This is a genomic window from Streptomyces sp. NPDC052064 (assembly GCF_055585925.1).
Genome location: NZ_JBVJJE010000016.1, coordinates 65,424 through 86,426 on the forward strand (window position 1 = coordinate 65,424; position 21,003 = coordinate 86,426).

The 21,003-nt window shown below is 71.2% G+C and carries 15 protein-coding genes; 4 read left to right on the top strand and 11 right to left on the bottom strand.

Going from position 1 to position 21,003, the window contains the following annotated elements; all coding sequences use genetic code 11:
• The 4 genes from ACZ6TU_RS34815 to ACZ6TU_RS34830 all read right to left on the bottom strand — a co-directional run.
• A partial coding sequence (locus tag ACZ6TU_RS34815) for an ABC transporter ATP-binding protein (RefSeq protein WP_469552872.1) occupies window positions 1-1,290 on the bottom strand: 1,290 nt, incomplete at its 3' end.
• Window positions 1,291-1,401: 111 nt separating this feature from the next.
• Window positions 1,402-2,160 (bottom strand): NUDIX hydrolase, encoded by a 759-nt coding sequence (locus ACZ6TU_RS34820; protein WP_184989227.1) that lies wholly within the window; start codon window positions 2,158-2,160, stop codon window positions 1,402-1,404.
• Window positions 2,161-2,289: 129 nt separating this feature from the next.
• Window positions 2,290-4,212 carry a glycogen debranching N-terminal domain-containing protein gene (locus ACZ6TU_RS34825; RefSeq protein WP_469552924.1) on the bottom strand — a complete coding sequence of 641 codons (1,923 nt, stop codon included), beginning with the start codon at window positions 4,210-4,212 and terminating at the stop codon, window positions 2,290-2,292.
• Between the two features lie 620 nt (window positions 4,213-4,832).
• Window positions 4,833-6,740, bottom strand: a complete 1,908-nt coding sequence (locus tag ACZ6TU_RS34830) for a DUF4192 domain-containing protein (protein ID WP_467681010.1) — start codon at window positions 6,738-6,740, stop codon at window positions 4,833-4,835.
• A 142-nt stretch (window positions 6,741-6,882) separates the two neighbouring features.
• Between ACZ6TU_RS34830 and ACZ6TU_RS34835 the strand changes: the two genes are divergently transcribed.
• Entirely contained in the window at window positions 6,883-9,048 is a 2,166-nt protein-coding gene (locus ACZ6TU_RS34835; protein WP_467681012.1) for a RecQ family ATP-dependent DNA helicase, read from the top strand.
• 358 nt (window positions 9,049-9,406) lie between these two features.
• Window positions 9,407-10,021, top strand: a complete 615-nt coding sequence (locus ACZ6TU_RS34840) for a hypothetical protein (protein WP_467681014.1) — start codon at window positions 9,407-9,409, stop codon at window positions 10,019-10,021.
• Between the two features lie 238 nt (window positions 10,022-10,259).
• Here the strand turns inward: ACZ6TU_RS34840 and ACZ6TU_RS34845 are convergent, their stop codons facing one another.
• The 3 genes from ACZ6TU_RS34845 to ACZ6TU_RS34855 all read right to left on the bottom strand — a co-directional run bounded on the left by ACZ6TU_RS34845 (window position 10,260) and on the right by ACZ6TU_RS34855 (window position 12,362).
• Window positions 10,260-10,889 carry a hypothetical protein gene (locus tag ACZ6TU_RS34845; RefSeq protein WP_467681016.1) on the bottom strand — a complete coding sequence of 210 codons (630 nt, stop codon included), beginning with the start codon at window positions 10,887-10,889 and terminating at the stop codon, window positions 10,260-10,262.
• Between the two features lie 68 nt (window positions 10,890-10,957).
• Complete coding sequence (locus tag ACZ6TU_RS34850) at window positions 10,958-11,659, bottom strand: ribonuclease HII (RefSeq protein ID WP_467681018.1); 702 nt, start codon at window positions 11,657-11,659, stop codon at window positions 10,958-10,960.
• Between the two features lie 82 nt (window positions 11,660-11,741).
• The gene (locus ACZ6TU_RS34855) at window positions 11,742-12,362 is read right to left on the bottom strand and encodes a TetR/AcrR family transcriptional regulator (RefSeq protein ID WP_467681020.1); all 621 of its coding nucleotides are present in this window, start codon (window positions 12,360-12,362) and stop codon (window positions 11,742-11,744) included.
• A 187-nt stretch (window positions 12,363-12,549) separates the two neighbouring features.
• Between ACZ6TU_RS34855 and ACZ6TU_RS34860 the strand changes: the two genes are divergently transcribed.
• Window positions 12,550-14,097, top strand: coding sequence for an MFS transporter (locus ACZ6TU_RS34860; protein ID WP_467681022.1), 1,548 nt, complete (start codon window positions 12,550-12,552; stop codon window positions 14,095-14,097).
• Between the two features lie 425 nt (window positions 14,098-14,522).
• Here ACZ6TU_RS34860 and ACZ6TU_RS34865 read toward each other — a convergent pair whose 3' ends face one another.
• The 3 genes from ACZ6TU_RS34865 to ACZ6TU_RS34875 form a co-directional block, all read right to left on the bottom strand.
• Window positions 14,523-15,431 carry an ADP-ribosylglycohydrolase family protein gene (locus ACZ6TU_RS34865; RefSeq protein WP_469552877.1) on the bottom strand — a complete coding sequence of 303 codons (909 nt, stop codon included), beginning with the start codon at window positions 15,429-15,431 and terminating at the stop codon, window positions 14,523-14,525.
• A gap of 13 nt (window positions 15,432-15,444) precedes the next feature.
• Window positions 15,445-16,104 (bottom strand): histidine phosphatase family protein, encoded by a 660-nt coding sequence (locus ACZ6TU_RS34870; RefSeq protein ID WP_467681026.1) that lies wholly within the window; start codon window positions 16,102-16,104, stop codon window positions 15,445-15,447.
• 151 nt (window positions 16,105-16,255) lie between these two features.
• Window positions 16,256-16,861 carry a YdbC family protein gene (locus tag ACZ6TU_RS34875; protein ID WP_469552879.1) on the bottom strand — a complete coding sequence of 202 codons (606 nt, stop codon included), beginning with the start codon at window positions 16,859-16,861 and terminating at the stop codon, window positions 16,256-16,258.
• Between the two features lie 154 nt (window positions 16,862-17,015).
• Between ACZ6TU_RS34875 and ACZ6TU_RS34880 the strand changes: the two genes are divergently transcribed.
• Window positions 17,016-17,549 (top strand): TerD family protein, encoded by a 534-nt coding sequence (locus tag ACZ6TU_RS34880; protein WP_467681030.1) that lies wholly within the window; start codon window positions 17,016-17,018, stop codon window positions 17,547-17,549.
• Window positions 17,550-18,025: 476 nt separating this feature from the next.
• On the opposite strand, the gene ACZ6TU_RS34885 is transcribed toward ACZ6TU_RS34880, so the two are convergent.
• Window positions 18,026-20,905 carry a vitamin B12-dependent ribonucleotide reductase gene (locus ACZ6TU_RS34885; protein ID WP_467681032.1) on the bottom strand — a complete coding sequence of 960 codons (2,880 nt, stop codon included), beginning with the start codon at window positions 20,903-20,905 and terminating at the stop codon, window positions 18,026-18,028.
• Window positions 20,906-21,003 lie beyond the last annotated feature (98 nt).

Sequence of the window (21,003 nt, forward strand, 5' to 3'; positions counted from 1 at the left end):
GACAGGGTGCGGCTCACCGCTGGAAACCTGGGGCGCAACCGTGGCGGCCACAGGCTCACCGGCGACCGGGGCCGACTCCGACGCCCCGACGACAGGGTGCGGCTCACCGCTGGAAACCTGGGGCGCAACCGTGGCGGCCACAGGCTCACCGGCGACCGGGGCCGACTCCGACGCCCCGACGACAGGGTACGGCTCACCGCTGGAAACCTGGGGCGCAACGGTCGCCCGGTGCGCGTCGGCGACGTGCCCGGGCTCGGCACCCGCGCGCACCGGCTCCACGCCGACGAGCTCGAGCGTGTCGGCGGACGATCGCGCTGCGTCGGTCTTGTGCGACTCGCCCGCCGCCTGCCCAGCCTTGCCCAGGCCCGCGTCACGGCCGCCATGCGGCTCAGCTGCCCGCACCGCCCCTGCCCCTGGGCCCATGTCCCCGATCTCGTCGGCGAGTTGGTGGACGACGATGCCGTGGCGGAACGCCGTCTCGCCGACCTCCGCGCAGGTACTGCCGTACACGGAGAGGCGGTTGCCGCCTTCTCGTACGACCTCGACGGAGCGCTGTGCGGTGCGGGCCTGCTTGGCCAGGAGAGCCGCCAGACGGGCCGCGTGCGGGCTGCGTACGGCGACCCGGGGACGCAGGCGGGTGCGTGCGAACTCCGCGGCCTCCTGGTCGGCCACGAGCCTCCCCTGTTCCAGCGTGACGACGCGGTCGGCGGTGCGCGCGGCCTCCTTGGGGTCGGCCGTGGTGAACAGGACCGTGCCGCCCTGGGCGGCGTGTGCGCGCAGCATGCCGTGCAGCCAGTGGCTCTCGCGGGCGGACAGCCCGTCGGCGGGATCGTCGAGGACGAGCGTGTGCGGGTCGGCCAGGAGGACGCAGGCCAGGCCCAGGCGGCGGTCCATGCCGCGTGAGAGGGTGCCGAGGCGTTCGCCGCGCAGGCTCACGAGCCCGACCGCCTCGAGCACTTCGTCGGCGCGCCGGACCGGAACGCCTGCGGCGGCGCACAGCATGCGCAGATGACCGCGGACCGTGCGGGCCGGGTGACCCGGCACGTCGCCCAGCAGCACACCGACCTCGCGCGAAGGGTGGGCGATGCGGCGCAGGGGGCGGCCCCGGAAGTAGGTGATGCCACGCCCCTGTTGGAGGTCCAGCATCAGTCTGAGAACTGTCGTCTTGCCTGCGCCCGGTGCTCCGAGCAGCGCGGAGACGCGGCCCGCTCGCGCCTCGAAGGAGACGTCGTCGGCTGCGGGCGGAAGCTCTTTGCGGGGGTTGCTGGTCAGTCCGAAGGCCTCGATCACCCGCAGCAAGATAGCGCGCTATGTCCGGTTTTTCGGGCAGCGCGAGGCCTGCCTCGGGCACCACAATCGCTCTTGTCCGGGCAGCGGGCGCGTGGCGGTCCGGACCCGGCGTCACACCTCGGGGCGCAGCATCGGAGGGTTGAGCAGAGTCGCACCACCGGCACGGAAGAGCTGAGCCGGGCGGCCGCCCTGGCGGGTGGTCGTCCCACCGGTGGGGACGAGGAAGCCCGGTGTGCCCGTGACCTTGCGGTGAAAGTTGCGCGGGTCGAGCGCCACGCCCCACACCGCCTCGTAGACACGGCGCAGCTCTCCGACGGTGAACTCGGGCGGGCAGAAGGCTGTGGCCAGCGACGAGTACTCGATCTTGGACCGAGCACGCTCCACACCGTCCGACAGGATCTGCGCGTGGTCGAACGCGAGCGGCGCGACCGGCTCGGCGTCACGCCCGTAGCCGCCCTGCTGCAACAGTTCCTCCACGGGAGCCCAGCGTGCGTTGCTTGCGTCGCCGCCTGCCCTGGGCGCGGGCAGGTCGGGAGCGAGCGCGAGGTGGGCGACACTGACGACCCGCATCCTGGGGTCCCGCTTGGGGTCGCCGTAGGTGGCGAGCTGTTCCAGGTGGGCCCCATTGTCCTGGGCGGGGACGGACGGGTCGTGGACGCGCAGCCCGGTCTCCTCGGCCAGCTCGCGTGCCGCGGCCTGCGCCAGGTCCTCGTCGGCCCGTACGAAGCCGCCGGGGAGCGCCCAACGCCCCTGGAACGGCGGTTCGCCCCTGCGTACAGCCAGCGCACACAGGGCATGGCGGCGCACGGTCAGCACGACCAGGTCCACGGTGACGGCAAAGGGTGGAAACGCTGACGGGTCGTAGGGCATGCGGCGATCATAGTCGTCTGCCTGACGATAAACACTCTCTTCGCCGGTCGCATCGGCGACTGATCCACTTCGGTCGGATATGGACTTCACTCTCCGGCCCGGTTGTCAGCGGTTGAACGTCGTACCAGGTCACACCCCCAGTTGAAGTCCGTCGGCCGCTTCCTCGACCATGGCGAGGCCGAGCCGACTGACGCGCACGGAGAACGGGGCGTTCGCGATCCGCAGTCCCGTGAAGCCGATCTCGCCCAGAGGCGCGCTGCGCATGGGGTGCAGGGTGACCGTCCCGGCCGGGGCGTCGGGGCGGATGCCGACGAGCGCGGTCAGCAGCAGCACTCCGGCGGCCGCCGATGTGGCCGCCGGGCGACAGGCCGCCGGGTGCGGGAGAGGAGCGCTCCCCTCCGTGCGCTGTTCCCCCGCGTACATGTCGGGCAGCCGGTGGGCGAAGGTCTCGGCGGCCGCGAGTACGCCGCGCAGCAGCGAGGTCGCCTCCTTCTCGTAGCCGGCGGCGGCCAGGCCCGCGACGGCGAGTGCGGTCTCCTGGACCCGTACGGCCCCGGCGCGGTGGCCGAACGGATTGAATCCCGGTTCTTTCGCGCCCAGTCCGCGCAGGCCCCAGCCCGAGTCCATGACAGGGCTGCCGAGCAGCCGGGCGAGCTTCTCGGTCTGGACTTTGTCGAGCAGACCGGGTGCCTGGGCGCCCTCGCCCAGCAGGCCGGTGTCGAGGAGGTGGACGGCGGCCGCGCCCAGATGAGGTATGGGCCTGCCGTCCGGGGCACGGGCTGCCGCCGGCCGACCGCCCCCGAGGTCGTCGACCCAGAAATCCCTGCGGAAGTCGGTTCTCAAGGCCTGTGCCCACTGCCGGAGTGCCGGTCCGCCCGAGCGGCCGCAGGCGTCGAGCAGATCGGCGCCGAGGAGCCCTGCACGGTGTGCGTGGGCCTGTGTCTCGCAGCGGACGGGACCGCCGGGGTGCGGGTCGCTCAGGTACGTGTCGTCGCCCACGGTGGTTCGCAGCCAGGACAGACAGCGCTCGGCGGCGGGCAGCAGTTCCTCCGTCTCCTGCTCGCCGAGACCCCAGCGGCGGGCCTCGGCGAGCAGTGCGGGGAAGAGCAGTGTGGCCTCCGTACCGGTGCACTGCGGGGGAAGGTGCGGGCCTGCGTCCCGTCTCGGTCCGGGGATCATCCCGGACTGTGGTCCCGGGCCGGTCAGTTGGGTACGGGCGAGGATCCGCAGCGTCCCCGCTGCCAGGCCCGTACCGAGCGGCAGGGCCATCCGGGCGGCCACGAGCGCGTCGGCGGGGGCCAGACCGCAGCGCCAGGGTGCCCCGGCCGCGAGGTGGGTGTCGGAGGGGTTCGCGGAATCACGCAGCAGGAGGGCCTGGAGGTCCTCGATGCTCGTCCTCAGGAGGGGGAGGACTCTGGGGTCGTCCCCTTCGGCTCGCACGGCGGCGAGAGGGCTGGTCGCCGCGCGGCCCACGGCTCGGAGGGGACCGGCGCCGTCCGATCGCACCCGCAGCTCCACGCTTGTGCTGCCGCCCGGCGGCAGGTCGAGCTCCCACCGCAGCAGCCCGGCCGAGGCCAGGGCGTCCGAGGGAGGCGGCGCGGCCGTGACGGACGCGTTGCCGGTGGCGCAGGACCAGCGCAGGCCGGAGTCGTGGACGCCGGCGGGGAGTTCGGGTCCGGCGCGGCCCGAGGCGATCGACCCGAGGTCGGCGAGGTCCGTGCCCAGGGACACCTCGACCGGCAGACGCAGCGGGCGGGGTGCCGCGCTGTGCAGGGTGATCCGCTCCGTGCCGTCCGCGAGACGGTTGCGTTCCACGACCACGTCCGGATCCGGGCCTGCCTGCGGCGACGTGCGGAGCGTGCCCACGAACCTGGCGCGGTCGGCTGCAGCCATGCGGGCCTGCACGGCGAGCGGTTCCCGCCCGGCCACGCGGATCGCGCACCGGGAGAGCACGCGCCGGCCGGCACGATAGAAGCCTTCCAGCCCCCGGCCGGTCATCTGCCCTCCCTCCGTCGAGATGGCCAGACCGGGAAGCGCGACACAGATCATCATGGTGTGGGCGGGCGGCAGGTCGGCAGACCAGCGCAGGCCGGGGGTCGTGGCGCCCCGGGGAGGCCCGGCGGGCTGCCCCGCGGAGGACGGGAGTCGGCTCTGAGGCAAGGGCGGCAGGGGCGAACCGTCCCCCGAGGCGGCACCAGGACGACGATTCTGGCTCGCCCTGTGGGGGGACGAACGGCCCCGGTCCGGTGTCGAGGGCGGACACGAGCCCGGGCCGGTGGGGAGCGAGGCTGGTGAGGCACCTCCGGGGAGCCTGGGCCCGACTCCGTCGACACGTGCCGCCGGCCGCGGAGGGGCGTCTTGGTCCCCCGACCGCAGAGTCCCGGCCCCGGGCAGGCCGGGGCTCGACGCGCGGGGCGGCGGGGGCCCGCCCGGGGCGTGGCGGTCGTCGGCGGCGGGGGAGGGCGGAGTCGGCTGATGCATGGAGAGGCTTCCTCTGAGCTCTGTGCGCCTCGATCGGGTTCGGCGCCGGTACCGGAGGGCTCCGACGGGGCCGGGGCAGTGCGGCGTCACACCCCGTCCAGGCGTTCCGCCACTCAGGTGAACGGCGTGACCCTCCTGCGGGTCACGCCCGCGTTCCCGCCCCGGGCGCGCCGAGGCCACCAGGAGGACACTCACTCCTCCCCCTCCGTGCTCTGCCCGGGCTGTACGCCTTCCTGGCCCGCGCCCTGGCACGGCATGGCCGCCTGCCGCGACGCACGCGCACGCGTGCCGCCCGTGCGTACGCTGCCTGACCGCGCGGTACCCACGGCCGCTCGCCCGACGCGCGTGCCGGCTTCTTCGGCACCGGCAGGGCGCGCGGTGCCCGTCGAAGTACGCCGACGGGAAGCCCGGGCGCTTGGGGCACGGTCTCCCGCGCGGGCACCGCTCCGGGCCGTGCCGACGGCACCTGCGGAACGGGTACGGCGTGGGCGACGCGAGGGCACCACTGTGGACGCGGGCGCGGGCTCCGGCTCGCACTCGGGCACGGCTGGCTCGTCCGGGGCGACCCCCTCGGCGTCCGGCCGAGCCGGGGAGCTGTCCTTCTGCGCGACGGAGCTGTCCGCCCGCCCGGCGGAGTCATCTTCCCTGGCCTGGGAGCTGTCCGCCGGCTCGACGCAATCCTCCGCCCCACCAAGGAAACCGCCCATTCGCTCGACGCAGTCGTCCGCCGGAGCCAGGGAGCCGCCCACCCGCTCGACACACTCTTCCGTCCGAGCCAGGGAGCCGCTCGCCCGAGCATCCAAGCCGTCGGCCCGAACGGCCGAGCCGACAGCTCCCGGGCGCCCATGACCTTCGCGCTCCGCACGCAGGCAGCTGCGGATCGACTCCGGGTCCAGGCCCTCATTGCAGGCCTGGTGCAGGAGACGCGCGAAGAGGTAGTCGGGATCCGCGCTCAGGGCCATGGCGAGGGCTTCCCGGGCCTCCAGTTCGTCGCCGGTGGACCATGCGACCCATCCGGCGAGAGTGAGCGGCGCAGCGGCGTGCTCGCCGTAGGGTCCGACGCAGCGGCGGGCCAGCGACCGCCAGAGGCGAAGGGCCTGTCCGGCCTCGTCACCCTCCATCCACTCGGCCGCGCGGTCACGGGTCGCGCGGTCCTGGAGGCCGAGGATCAACCGCGCTGCCTCGTCGTGCCCGAGTAGTTCGTCGTCCCGGAGATCCGCCAGGAGCATGCCGGAGACGGGCTGCGCCCCGGCGAAGCGGTCCAGGATCCGCCCGGCCAGTTCCAGTGTCTCGTCGGCCACCTCGGCTCGGCCGGCATCGTCCAGGATCCTCGGGACCAGCGCCAGGCTGGCGGCGTCCAGGGCGGTCTCCTGCTCGAGAGCGGCGGCGTTCTCCCAGGGGAGCAGCCGGGCCCGCAGCTCTCGCAGGGTGCCGCGCACCTGAATCCCCGCGTAGGTGGCAGCAGCCGCCAGCACCGATGTGCCGGGCAGGCCCATGAGGGCTCCCTCGGGCGGGCAGCATGCCGGGTTGTCACAGCAGTACGACCAGTAACGGCCGTCGGAGATGCACAGGGCCTCGACCACCGTCACGTCCAGGGAACCGCACTCCACGCGCAGCTTGTGGGCCAGCGGCCTCAGCCGCTCCATGACCTGTCGGCCGGACTCGCCCTTCTCCGGTTCCTGGCAGAGGAACGCGACCATCGAATCGGGCCGGGCCCCTCGGCGCTCGCTGCCTGTCACCAGGCCGTGGGCCAGTTGCCGGGCCGCTGACGGCCAGTCGTCCGCGTTCGCCGGGATGCCGAGCCGGGCCCGGCCGCCGAACCGCCCGCGTCCGTCCCTGTCGTGCAGGGCGACCAGGACGATGCTGTCCTCGGGGCGGTATCCGAGCAGATACGGCAGGGCGTCGGCCAGCTCGGCCGGGGTGCGCAGGGTGACCTGATGTTCGCCGCCATGGCCGTCATAGGCGGGACTGGGGACGTGCGGCCCGGTCCCGGCGCTCCCCCGCAGGTCCTGTCCACCGTCCTTGTGCATGCCGTGCGCGTCGGGCCCGCCGATGTCGCCGTTTTCGGAGGATCCAGTCGTTTCGCTGTGGTTCGTCATGCGAAGACGATCTCGCGGAATCCGAAGCTCCGCTTGACCCTGTGGATAACTTCGATCAGGGACACGTCACTCAAGACTGCGAGGTGCCTGATTACCTCGTGCACCGCTCGCGCTGTCAGTGCCGTCCTGTTGTATGGAACGCATGGAGCACACGAGCAACGCGGATCTCCGGGCGGCGGCCGACGCGGTCCTCGCCCGTCTCGTCGGGGACGTCTCGGGAACGGCCCGGCTGCGCGAGGACCAGTGGCGGGCGATCGAGGCACTGGTCGCCGACAGACGGCGCGCCCTTGTCGTCCAGCGCACGGGCTGGGGCAAGTCCGCGGTCTACTTCGTGGCGACCTCGCTGTTGCGGGCCCAGGGCAGCGGTCCGACCGTGATCGTGTCCCCGCTGCTCGCGCTCATGCGGAACCAGGTCGAGGCGGCGGCCCGGGCCGGCATCCACGCCCGGACCATCAACTCCTCCAACACCGAGGAGTGGGAGGCCGTTCAGGACGAGATCGCCGCGGGTGAGGTCGACGTCCTGCTGGTGAGTCCCGAGCGGCTCAACAACCCGGACTTCCGGGATCAGGTGCTGCCCCGGCTCGCGGCCGCCACCGGGCTGCTGGTGGTGGACGAGGCGCACTGCATCTCCGACTGGGGCCACGACTTCCGGCCGGACTACCGCCGCCTGCGCACGATGCTCGCCGACCTCCCTCCCGGTGTGCCGGTGCTCGCGACCACCGCCACCGCCAACGCGCGCGTGACCGCCGACGTCGCGGAACAGCTCGGCACCGGCGGCAGTTCGGACGCCCTCGTGCTGCGGGGTCCGCTGGACCGGGACAGCCTGAGTCTGAGCGTGCTACGGCTGTCGGACGCCGCGCACCGGATGGCCTGGCTCGCCGAACACCTCGACGAACTGCCGGGTTCCGGGATCATCTACACGCTCACCGTGGCCGCCGCCGAGGAGGTCACCGCCTTCCTCCGGCAGCGCGGGCACACGGTCGCCTCGTACACGGGCAAGACGGAGAACGCCGACCGTCAGCAGGCCGAGGAGGATCTGCTCGCCAACAAGGTGAAGGCGCTGGTCGCCACCTCCGCGCTCGGTATGGGCTTCGACAAGCCCGATCTGGGCTTCGTGGTCCACCTCGGGTCACCCTCCTCCCCCATCGCCTACTACCAGCAGGTGGGCCGCGCGGGACGCGGTGTGGAGCACGCCGAGGTGCTCCTGCTCCCCGGGAAGGAGGACGAGGCGATCTGGGAGTACTTCGCGTCGCTGGCCTTCCCCACGGAAGAGCTGGTGCGCCGCACGCTCGACATCCTCGCGCACGCGGAGAAGCCCCTCTCGCTGCCCGCCCTGGAGCCCCTGGTGGAGCTGCGCCGCTCCCGCCTGGAGTCCATGCTCAAGGTCCTCGACGTGGACGGGGCGGTCAAGCGGGTCAAGGGAGGCTGGATCGCGACCGGGCAGCCGTGGACGTACGACGCCGAGCGGTACGCGTGGGTGGCGCGTCAGCGGAAGGCCGAGCAGCAGGCGATGCGCGAGTACGCGTCGACGACGGACTGCCGGATGGAGTTCTTGCAGCGCCAGCTGGACGACGAGGCCGCCAAGCCGTGCGGTCGATGCGACAACTGCGCGGGCCCGCGCTTCACCGCGGACATGTCCGAGGAGGCGCTCGACGCGGCGCGCGTGGATCTGGGGCGGGCGGGTGTCGAGGTGGAGCCCCGCCGGATGTGGCCGACCGGGCTGCCGGCGATCGGAGTGGACCTCAAGGGACGTATCCCGGCCGGCGAACAGGCCGCGCCGGGTCGTGCGTTGGGGCGCCTGTCGGACATCGGCTGGGGCAACCGGCTGCGGCCCATGCTCGCGGCCCAGGCCCCCGACGGACCCGTGCCGGACGACGTGGCGAAGGCCGTGGTGGGCGTGCTGGCCGACTGGGCCAGGGGACCCGGCGGCTGGGCCCCGGGTGCGTCGGACCCGCAGCCCCGCCCGGTGGGCGTCGTCACCGTCGCCTCGCGCGCACGGCCCCGGCTGATCCACTCCCTGGGAGCACGTATCGCGGAGGTCGGTCGGCTGCCGCTGCTGGGGGCCGTCGAGTACACGGGCGACGTGCACCCGGGGCCCCGGAGCAACAGCGCGCAGCGGCTGAAGACGCTCGACGGGGCACTGACCGTGCCGCCCGCCCTCGCGTCCGCCCTTGCCGAGGCCCAGGGCCCGGTCCTCCTCGTGGACGACTACACGGAGACCGGCTGGACCCTCGCGGCCGCGGCCCGCATGCTCCGACGCTCCGGTGCGCAGGGGGTGTTGCCGCTGGTGCTGGCCGTGCAGGGCTGACCGCGCGTCGAGAACCACGGCCGCCGCACCCTGGCCGGGCATCGGCGCTCTGCCCGGGCACCGCCACCTGCCTGGTCGCGCACACCTCTGGACGCCATGCACCCCCGTGGCGTACGAACGTGTCGTGCTCGAACGCCCCATGGGTGGCCCGGCGACGCACAGGGTGGGGATATTAGCCGCGCATCATCTGATAACGGTCGGCTGCCCCAATTGCTCGTTGCCGCATTCAAGTTCGACAGGAAGAATTGAGGTCCGCTCCCGCACGGCACGACCGCCGGTCCGGTAGGGCTTCGCTGCGGTGCGCGCTCCCAGAATCCGACCCCGCCCGCAGTGTGGGCGCGTAGCCGAAGGGAGGACCGTGACCTTCGGATTCGCTCCGGCCTCGGCAGCGGCGTCGACGTCCGCCGCTTCCGCCAACCGCTTGCTCGAACCCGCGGAATGGGCCGCCGCCGGGATCCCGCTGCTCCGCAACCCCCGTGAAGTCGTCAGCGGACTGCACGCCCGGCACCACCCGCAGCCGGCGACCGCTGTCATCGCCGTGCTCGACCCGGACGAGCGGCTGCGGGCGAGCGCCTCGTTCGTCCGCCGACCGGCCCCGGCCGACGGCTGGATGTTCCGCAACGTGCTGCTGGCGCAGCTGCGCCGGATCATCCCGCACGATCTGCGGCGCCGCACACCGGTGCGCACCGCCGTGCTGCTCTACTGCCGTGAGGGCGACGCGCGTTGGACGGAGGAGGACGGCGCGTGGATGTGGGGACTGCGCGACGCCTGCACCCTGCACGGGCTGCGCTGCGGGGCGTACATCACGCTGACCCGTGACGGCTGGCAGGTGCTCGGCGAGGGCCGCGGCGGACGCCGCCCCCACTCGGCCTCGGCACCGGAGCCGTTCGCCACGTCGGAGGCACCGCCGCCGCTGCCGCGCACCGGTGGCGCCGCATCCGAGGTGCTGCGCCGCGCTGCGGCGGCACGCTGAGGCCCCGGGCAGACCGTTCCGCACGGACTCGGGCCGAGCGCCGGCGCACGGCACACCACGGTTCCTGTGACCGACGGTCGGAGCGAGCCCCCGGACAGCGCTGAGGCCACCCGGGCAAGACCCGTACGCCGCCCCGCCGTTCAGCCCTCCGGGCACGCCGAACCAGCCGCCGTGCGGAGCCGCCGGAGCGGCGCCTGAAGTCAGCCCCCGGCGCCCGACCGGACGCCGCGGCACCAACTCAGACGCTCGTGCCCAGCACCGAGTTGATCCGCTGCGGATCACCGCAGACGATCAGCAGGGCGGTGGCCCGGGAGTGAGCCAGGGACAGGGCACTCGCGGCTGCGGCCTCGGCACCGCCGTTGACGGCGACCACGATCACCGGACGAGACGCGGCGCGGCCGGCGACGGTGGCGTCCGTATAGAAGACGTCGTCACCGGCGTCGTGCTGGGCCCAGTAGGAGGTCTCGCCGAAGGACAGCTCGTGGGCGGCCCACGGGTGCTGTTCGCCGGTCGTGACCACCAGGACGTCGCCGGGGGCGCGGCCGGACTCCAGGAGCAGGTCCACGGCCTCCTCGGCGGCGTCGAGCGCGCCTTCGGCTGAAGCCGGGATCAGCTGGATCTGCGGCGCGGCCGGAGCGGCGGCACCGGCTGCGGGACCCGACGGGCCGGGCTTGGCGGCCGCGTCACGCGGCGTGCGCTGAACCGGCGGCGCGGGCCGAAGAGGACCGGGACGCCCGGGACGCGACGGAGCCGCGGGACGGGGGCCGGGTACGGGGCGAGGGGTCGGCGCGGTGCGGCCGCTGGCCGGAGTGGCGCGGGGACCCTGGGCACTCTCGTGAATCTGAGGCTCCTCGGGAATGAGAGGCATGGGTTGATATTTATCAAACGTTGGTACGGCCCGCTTCGGCGGGTGGCGCATGCGTGCGAACGAAACCATCAGAAATCGAAGCCGAGCTGACCCTCGATTTCCGGAACGCTTCCGTCCGTACAGCTGCGGACCTTCTTGAGGTGCCGCCACTGGGGCAGCGCATCAAGATACGCCCACGACAACCGGTGGTAGGGGGTGGGGCCCCGCTCCGCCAGTGCGGTCTTGTGCACGGGTGAGGGATACCCGGCGTTGTCCGCAAAACCGAAGTCTGCATGGTCGATACCCAGTTCGGCCATCATTTTGTCGCGCTGAACCTTGGCGATCACCGAGGCCGCCGCCACCGCCACGCACGACTGGTCGCCCTTGATCACCGTACGGACCCGCCAGGGCGCACCGAGGTAGTCGTGCTTCCCGTCGAGGATGACGGCGTCGGGGCGGACCGGCAGGGAGTCCAGGGCACGGCCCGCGGCGAGCCGCAGCGCGGCCGTCATCCCCAGGTCGTCTATCTCCTCCGGGGAGGCGTGTCCCAAGGCGTACGACGTCACCCACTTCCGCAGTTCCTGGGCGAGTTCGGTGCGTCGCTTGATGGTGAGCAGCTTCGAGTCGGTGAGACCCTCGGGCGGCCGGCGGAGTCCGGTGATCGCCGCGCAGACGGTGACGGGACCGGCCCAGGCGCCGCGCCCCACCTCGTCGACACCTGCAACGATCTTCGCTCCGGTCGTGGCTCGAAGGGAGCGCTCGACGGTGTGAGTAGGCGGTTCGTACGGCATGGCGACCCTAGGTTACGCCGCCCGGAACCGCCCGCGACACCCCGGTCGGCCCCGGCGGTGTCACGACCCTCGCCGGCCCCTGTCAGGCGCCGCTCGACCGCAGCAGCGGAACCATCAACTGGCCGATCATCTCCTCGATTTCCTGGTCCCTCCATTCGCAGCCGCACATCTTGGAGCGGTACATCATCATCGCCGGGATGGCATCGAAGACGTATCCGTTCGCAGCGTCGGTACGCACCTCGCCGCGCTTGATTCCGCGCTCGATGACCTCCCGCAGCGCCTTGATCGTGGGCTCCACGACCCCGTCGAAGATCACGGCATGAAAGCGCTCGGCCTGCGTCGTGTCGCATTCGTGAATCACCGAGCGAAGCGCGAAACCCGGACGGGAGAACATCGCGTCACGGACTCGCCGGCACAGCGCCAAGAGGTCCTCGCGCACGCTGCCCTCGTCCGGTACCGCACCGAAGGGCGGCATTCCGGAGCGCAGGGCGTCGGCGACGAGGTCCTCCTTGGACGGCCAGCGCCTGTAGACGGCGGCCTTTCCCGTCTGGGCGCCGGCGGCGACGCCTTCCATCGTCAGGCCGTTCCAGCCGACGGTGCTGAGTTGATCCAGCGCGGCGTCGAGGATCGCGCGTTCGAGCACGGCGCCGCGGCGGCGGGCGGCCGTCTGAGCGGGGGCGTCCGCCCAGCTCGGGGTAACCATCGAACTCTCTCCAACGAGCAGAGGAAGCGGGGATTTTGGGGGCGGGGAACGTGCCGGACGGCAGCAAAGGGGGACGTGCCGCACGACGACGCCACAAGTGAACGCTTGCGTTCACTGTCGGGGACTCACTACCGTTGACGCGACAGTGAACGCGAGCGTTCACTAACGCACTCGTGGGGGACCCATAGTGACAACCTCTCCATTACTCAAGGACCAGAAGCCAGGTGCGGCACGCCGGGAGGGACGCCCCGGCATCGCGCTCACCGTCATCGCGGCCTGCCAACTCATGGTGGTACTCGACGCGACGATTGTGAACATCGCGCTCCCGCACATTCAAGACGCACTCAAGTTCAGCACCACCGACCTCACCTGGGTCGTCAGCTCCTACACACTCACCTTCGGCGGTCTGCTGCTCCTCGGCGGCCGCGCCGGTGACATCCTCGGGCGCCGCCGGGTGTTCATGACCGGCATCCTGCTGTTCACCTTCGCCTCTCTGCTCGGCGGGCTGGCCCAGGAGCCGTGGCAGTTGCTGGCCGCGAGGGTCCTCCAAGGCGTGGGAGGCGCGATCGCGTCGCCCACCGCGCTGGCGCTCATCACCACCACGTTCCCCGAGGGCCCGGAGCGCAACCGGGCCTTCGGTGTCTTCGCCGCGGTGTCCGCGGGTGGTAGCGCCATCGGCCTGCTCGCGGGCGGCATGCTCACCGAGTGGCTCGACTGGCGCTGGGTGCTCTTCGTGAACGTGCCGATCGGCGTGTTGATCGCCGTGCTCACTCCGCTCTACATCGGCGAGTCCGAACGGCACACCGGCCGCTTCGACATAGCGGGCGCGGTGACCTCCACCGCGGGCATGGCATCCCTCGTCTACGGCTTCATCCGGGCGGCGGACGAGGGCTGGCGGGACAGCCTGACCATCGGGTCCTTCGCCGCCGCGGTGGTCCTGCTGCTGGCCTTCGGGGTCCTCGAGTCCCGGGCCAAGGAGCCGATCACCCCGCTGCGGATGTTCACCGACCGGAACCGCTCGGGCACGTACGTGATCATGCTGAGCCTCGCGGCGGCGATGTTCGGCATGTTCTTCTACATCGTGCTGTTCGTGCAGAACGTGCTCGGCTACAGCCCGATCGAGGCGGGGCTCGCCTTCCTGCCCGTGACGGTCGTGATCGCGCTCGGCGCGGGTCTGTCGCAGCGGTTCCTGCCGGTGTTGGGCCCCAAGCCGTTCATGCTCCTGGGCTCGGCGCTCGCGGCGATCGGCCTGGCCTGGCAGGCGCTCATCAGCTCCGGCAGCTCGTACGTCGGCGGCGTTCTCGGTCCGATGCTGGTGTTCGGCTTCGGCATGGGGCTGAACTTCGTGACACTCACGCTCACCGCCGTCTCCGGTGTCGCCCAGCACGAGGCCGGCGCCGCGTCCGGGCTGCTCAACACCACGCAGCAGGTCGGCGGATCGCTGGGGCTGTCCATCCTGACGACGGTCTTCGGCACGGCGACCAGGGACGAGGCGGAGAAGCAGCTTCCGCAGTTCATGGCCGAAGGGTCCGCGGAGCAGAAGGCGGAATTCGCCACGACACATCAGCTGCCCGCGCCGTGGGGACACGAGGTGCTGGCCCAGGGCATCTCCGCTGCCTTCGTCCCGGCCGCGGCCATGGCTGTCCTCGCCCTGGCCACCGCCTGGTTGGTGATCCGGGTCCGCAAGAGCGACCTGGAGGCGCTCTCCGGCTCGGCCGGGCCGGGGCTGGGCTGACGCAAAGGCATCGTGAGACGACTTCGGCGGCTCGTCGGCGGGCTTGAAGCAGGCCTGCCGTCGGCTGTCGAGTCGGTCCGCCGCCGGCAGCGGATGGCCGGACCGTGTCCGGGGGCCGGACGGCGAGGGCAGCGGTCCGGTCATCCGCACATGTCCCACGCGACGTACGCATGTGTCCCACCAGCGGATCAGAACAGCGAGCAGGACCTCCATGATCACCTCCCTTCGGCTCCCTGCACGTATCTCCAGCGTGTGCGGCCTCATGGCTCGCACAGCGGATGTCATTACAACGAGCAGCCGGTCACGGAGAGTTCCCGAGAGACACGGAGAGTTCTGTTCCCTGGGCCGATGCGGGAGAGTTCTGATCGCTCAGACCGACGCGCGAGAGTTCCGTCCGCTGGACCGACGCGGGAGACTTCTGACCGCTAGGCCGACGCGGGCACCCAGTCCGGCAGCGGCTCCGTGCGCTCCACCCACTCGGCGGGTGGCGCCCCCGCCTTCCCCGAGGCGATCACGCCACCCACGATGGCGCAGTTGGTGTCGACGTCCCCGCCGGCCTGGGCGGTCGTCCAGAACGCCTGCTGGTAGTCACCGAGGCTGCGCGCGGCCGACCAGAGGGCGAAGGGCACGGTGTCGTGGGCGGTCGTCCGCCGTCCGCACCCCAGTACCGCCGCGACCGTGGCCGGGTCGCCGTAGTCGAGCATGTCCCGGGCCCGACGCAGCCCCGCGCCGACCGCGCTCCTCTTCGGCACCAGGTCGATGACCCCGTCGAGGAGGGCCCCGGCACCGGGCGGCCCGCCGGGGGCGGCGGCGAACGCGGCGGCCGCGGAGACGGCCATGGCACCGACGACGGCCTCGCGATGCTGGTGGGTCGTGTAGGCCGAGATCTCCGCCTGGTGGGTCGCCTGCTCCGGATCGTCCGCGTACCAGGCACCCAGCGGGGCGATCCGCATCGCTGCGCCGTTGCCCCAGGAACCCTGTCCGTTGAAGAGCGCGGCGGCGAGTTCACGCCAGTCGCCCCCCTCCCGGACGAGCCGCAGCAGGCGGTTGACCGCAGGACCGTAGCCCCGGTCGAAATCGTGGTGCGCGGCGAAGGAGCGCGCCAGGGCGTCCTGGTCGATGCGGCGGTGAGCGACCAGGACGGCGACGACAGAGGCGGCCATCTCCGTGTCGTCAGTCCACTGCCACGACCCGGACGGCACCTCGCGGCGCTTCAGCAGCGGGTAGTTCACCGGCACGAAGTACTGGGAGCCCAGGGCGTCTCCGACAGACAGTCCGCGCAGGCTGGCCAGGGCGCGGTCCAGGCGCCCGTCAGGGGAGGAATCAGCGGTCATCGCCCTGCCCACTCTATCCGGTGATCCCGTAGGGCTCGGGATCTCGCCAGCGGTCGAACTGCCGGTCAAGCGTGTACTTGCCGTCGTCTCCCAGAACGAGCATCCGCACCTCGCCGTTCCCCGGGTTCGCCAGCGACTCGAACTCAGCGACCGTCCAGTGGAACCACCGCATGCAGAACAGCCGCATGGCCAGACCGTGGGTGACGATCAGGACGTTCGGCGGATGGTCGGGGTCCTCGAAGCTGCGGAACAGGCTCTCCAGGAAGCCGCCGACCCGGTCGTAGACGTCGGCACCGGACTCGCCCTGGGCGAACCGGTAGAAGAAGTGGCCGTACGCGTCACGGTAGGTCTTCTGGAGGCGCACCTCGTCCCGGTCCTGCCAGTTGCCCCAGTCCTGCTCACGCAGTCGGGGTTCCTCGCGTACCCGTATGAGCCCGGGGTCGAGGCGGAAGGCGCGCAGCGTCTCGTGCGTGCGGCGGTACGGGGAGACGTACACGCTGACGCGCTCGCCGCCGAACAGCTCGCGCAGTTGCTCGCCCGTCGCCTCCGCCTGCCGCCGGCCCCGCTCGGTCAGCGCCAGGGCGTGGTCGGGTTCACGCTCGTACACGGAGTCATCAACATTGCCCGTTGACTCGCCGTGCCGGACAAGGACGATGCGCCGTGGTCGTGCCATGCCGAAACCCTAGATCGGGTGAGGGCCCGTCGAGCACCCGTACCACGCCCATACAGCGTAGGTCACACACATCCTGCACCACAGATCACACAGGTCGCACGCCTGTCCGCCCGGAATCAATCGGTTCCGGCCTGTCCGACCCACCCGGAAATCAGACCGTCCAGCTCGGCTCCATGTCCACGACGTCCCCGGTGAGCGCCGCCACGTCCGCCTCCGTCTGGGCCCGCAGGGCGAGCCGCTCCACGCGCTCGGCGCGGTACTTGCCGTGCTCGGCGGCCGACCGCCACATCGACAGCACCATGAACTCGTTCCCGGGCGCCTCGCCGAACAGTCCGCGCACCATGCCGGGCGAGCCGGCCATCGCCGGGTTCCAGACCTTCTCCTGCATCAGCACGAAGTGCTCGACCCGCTCCTCGCGGACACGGCAGAGCGCCACGCGCAGCAGGTCGGCGTCCGCGAAACGCGGTTCGAAGCCGGTCTTCACATCGAAGCGGTAGTCGAAGAGCCTTACCTGGGCATCTTTGAACGTGCCCGACTGGGCCGACGCGAGCCGGTCGTGAGATCGCGCCATGAAGGAGTCGTAGAAGGCGCGGCTCTCCCAGAACGCGAAGACGTGCGCCACGTCCGGCCGCCCCCGGCTCCAGCCACCCCCCTGTCCCCGAAACCCCGGCTCCCCCAGAAGCCCCGCCCACTTCCGCTGCCCCCGCTCGAAACCGCGGCGGTCCACCACGGTGCAGCGAATCCACTTGACCAGCACCGCGCCATGGTAAGGCCACGGAGCGTGGCGCCGGTCACTCTCGGCTGGACCGCTCTCCGGCGCGCGCACCCGCACGCGTGGCAGGATGGACAAACAGTCATGACTGCCCGGCAGTTGAGGTGAACGGGCGGTCGGTACGGGGAAGGGGACGCCGGTGGACGGGCTCAACAAGGGGCTTCGCAAGGTCGAGATCGCGGTGCGGTGGGATCCCAGTCCGGCGGGGCAGCCGTCCACCGACCTGGACCTCGTCGCGGCGACCTATCCGGCGGACGATCCGTACGGCGATCCCGCCTATGTGGTGCACTTCGACAGCCGCTCCCCCGACGGCACCATCTATCTCAACCGGGACAGCAAGGACGGCCAGGGCTTCGGCTACGACGAGGTCATGACGCTGGAACTCGACCGGCTCGACGGCCGGTACGCGCGCGTGGTGGTCGGTGTCGTCATCCAGCAGCGCCCGGCGGAGCGCACATTCGTCAGTGTGGTGAACCCCGGGCTGCGTATCCGCGAGGGGTACACCGTCCTGGCCGAGGACGACTTCGGGGGTGTTCTGGGGGCCACGGCGGCGACGGTCGCGGAGTTCGTCCGGGACGGCTCCGGTCCCTGGGGCTTCCGCCCCGGCGTCCGTGGTTTCGAGGGTGACCCCGTGGACTTCGCCAGGGCGATGGGTGCCGCGCGCCGGCCGTGAGTTTCCCCCGGAGCCTGCGGGGTCAGGGGTGAGCTCGGTGTTCCCGGACGGTTGGAACTGCGAGGCCCGGCTGGTCGACGGCCGATGGGTCGAACGCCGTCCCCGCCGCCCGGATTCGGGTGAACCCCTGGCAGAGCGCGCCTTCCAGGGACGCGCCTCGGGGCTGTTCCTCCGGGCACTGCACAGGGTCGACACCACAGAAGTCGACACCACAGAAGCCGTGTGACGCGGCGTGCCGCCCGCGCGGGAGGTGTTCCGGGAACGCGCCGCCCTGGCGGCCGCTCCAGGGCTCGTGTCCTGCTCTCCTGCCGCCGGACCCGGCGCGGGACGGTATCCGTGGGACACCGGTGAGGACACCGTCCGTTCGGCGTTGGACGGCGTAGTGGACAGGCTCCCCGACAACCGCAGCCCGTGACGACGAGAGGGGCACCGGCCCGAAGGCGGTGCCCCTCTGTCATCTACTCAGGCGCTGGGCGTCAGCTGCAACCGCTGGTCGAGCCGCAGCCCTCGCAGATGTAGCAGGAACCGGCGCGCTGCATCTTCGTACCGCAGGAGAAGCACAGCGGGGCGTCGGCCTGGATGCCCAGCTGCATCTCCACCAGTTCGGCACTGGTGTGGGCCTGCTGCGGGGCGGGCTTGGCCGCCTCATCGTTCTGCGGCGCGGAGACTGCCTTCAGCTCCTGGGCGCGCGGCGCCGACTGGGCCAGGCCCTCGACGTCGACCTCGTCCTCGTTCGGCTCGTACGAACCGGTCTCCAGGTGACGCTGACGCTCCTCGGCGGAGTGGATGCCGAGTGCGGAGCGCGTCTCGAACGGCAGGAAGTCCAGCGCCAGGCGGCGGAAGATGTAGTCGACGATCGACTGCGCCATCCGCACGTCCGGGTCGTCCGTCATACCGGCCGGCTCGAAGCGCATGTTCGTGAACTTCGAGACGTACGTCTCCAGCGGGACGCCGTACTGGAGGCCGACGGAGACCGCGATGGAGAAGGCGTCCATCATGCCCGCGAGGGTCGAGCCCTGCTTGGACATCTTCAGGAAGACCTCGCCCAGGCCGTCGTCCGGGTAGGAGTTGGCGGTCATGTAGCCCTCGGCACCGCCGACGGTGAAGGACGTGGTGATGCCGGGACGTCCCTTCGGAAGGCGCTTGCGGACCGGGCGGTACTCGACGACCTTCTCGACCTTGGCCTCGACGGCGGCGGGCTCCTCGGTGGTCTTCTCCTCCCACTTCTTGGTGGAGAGCGGCTGGCCGACCTTGCAGTTGTCGCGGTAGATCGCGAGCGCCTTGACGCCCAGCTTCCAGGCCTCGAAGTAGATCTCCTCGACCTCCTCGACGGTCGCCGACTCCGGCATGTTGACCGTCTTGGAGATGGCGCCGGAGATCCACGGCTGGATCGCGGCCATCATGCGGACGTGGCCCATCGGGGAGATGGCCCGCTCGCCCATGGCGCAGTCGAACACCTCGTAGTGCTCGGGCTTGAGACCGGGCGCGTCGATCACGTTGCCGTGCTCGGCGATGTGGGCGACGATCGCCTCGATCTGCTCTTCCAGGTAGCCCAGGCGGCGCAGGGCCTGCGGGACGGTGCCGTTGACGATCTGCATCGAGCCGCCGCCGACCAGCTTCTTGAACTTGACCAGCGCGAGGTCGGGCTCGACACCGGTGGTGTCGCAGGACATCGCGAGGCCGATGGTGCCGGTCGGGGCGAGCACGGATGCCTGGGAGTTACGGAAGCCGTTCTTCTCACCGAGGCGCAGCACGTCCTGCCAAGACTCGCTGGCGGCGGCCCACACCGGGGTGTCCAGGTCGTCCATGCGGACGGCCTTGTCGTTGGCGTCCGAGTGCTGCTTCATAACGCGCTTGTGGGCGTCGGCGTTGCGGGCGTAGCCGTCGTACGGGCCGACGACCGCGGCGAGTTCGGCGGAGCGGCGGTACGCCGTGCCGGTCATCAGGGAGGTGATGGCACCGGCGAGGGAGCGGCCGCCGTCGGAGTCGTAGGCGTGGCCGGTGGCCATCAGCAGGGCGCCGAGGTTGGCGTAGCCGATGCCGAGCTGGCGGAACGCGCGCGTGTTCTCGCCGATCTTCTGGGTCGGGAAGTCCGCGAAGCAGATCGAGATGTCCATCGCGGTGATGACCAGCTCGACGACCTTCTGGAAGCGCTCGGCCTCGAAGGACTGGTTGCCCTTGCCGTCGTCCTTCAGGAACTTCATCAGGTTCAGCGAGGCCAGGTTGCAGGACGTGTTGTCCAGGTGCATGTACTCGCTGCACGGGTTCGACGCGGTGATCCGGCCGGACTCGGGGCAGGTGTGCCAGTTGTTGATGGTGTCGTCGTACTGGATGCCGGGGTCGGCGCAGGCCCAGGCGGCCTCGGCGATCTTACGGAAGAGCGACTTGGCGTCGACCTCCTCGATGACCTCGCCGGTCATCCGGCCTCGCAGGCCGAACTGGCCGCCCTGCTCGACGGCCGTCATGAACTCGTCGTTCACGCGGACCGAGTTGTTGGCGTTCTGGTACTGGACGGACGCGATGTCGTCGCCGCCCAGGTCCATGTCGAAGCCCGCGTCGCGCAGGACGCGGATCTTCTCCTCTTCCTTGACCTTGGTCTCGATGAAGTCCTCGATGTCCGGGTGGTCCACGTCGAGGACGACCATCTTGGCGGCACGGCGGGTGGCGCCACCGGACTTGATCGTTCCTGCGGAGGCGTCGGCGCCGCGCATGAAGGAGACGGGACCGGAGGCGTTGCCGCCGGAGGACAGCAGTTCCTTGGAGGAACGGATCCGGGAGAGGTTCAGGCCGGCGCCGGAGCCGCCCTTGAAGATCATGCCCTCTTCCTTGTACCAGTCGAGGATCGACTCCATGGAATCGTCGACGGACAGGATGAAGCAGGCGGAGACCTGCTGGGGCTGCTTGGTGCCTACGTTGAACCAGACAGGGCTGTTGAAGCTGAAGATCTGGTGCAGGAGGGCGTACGCCAGCTCGTGCTCGAAGATCTCGGCGTCGGCGGGCGAGGCGAAGTACTTGTGGTCCTCTCCGGCCTTCCGGTACGTCTTCACGATGCGGTCGATCAGCTGCTTGAGGCTGGTCTCGCGCTGCGGGGTGCCGACGGCACCGCGGAAATACTTGCTGGTGACGATGTTGACCGCGTTCACCGACCAGAAGTCGGGGAACTCGACGCCGCGCTGCTCGAAGTTGACGGAGCCGTCGCGCCAGTTGGTCATGACGACGTCACGGCGCTCCCAGGCCACCTCGTCGTACGGGTGGACCCCAGGGGTGGTGTGGATGCGCTCGACACGCAGGCCCTTGCTCGCCTTGGTGCTCTTGGCGCGGGAACTCCGTGCCGGACCACTCGCCGTCTCTGTCATGCCGCCTCCCTGTACGGGCGAAAACGCCCTGAAGTGCCCCGTTGTTCCCGTGGCACGGTGTTCTGTCTGGTGTTGCGGGCACCCACTCACATCGCCCG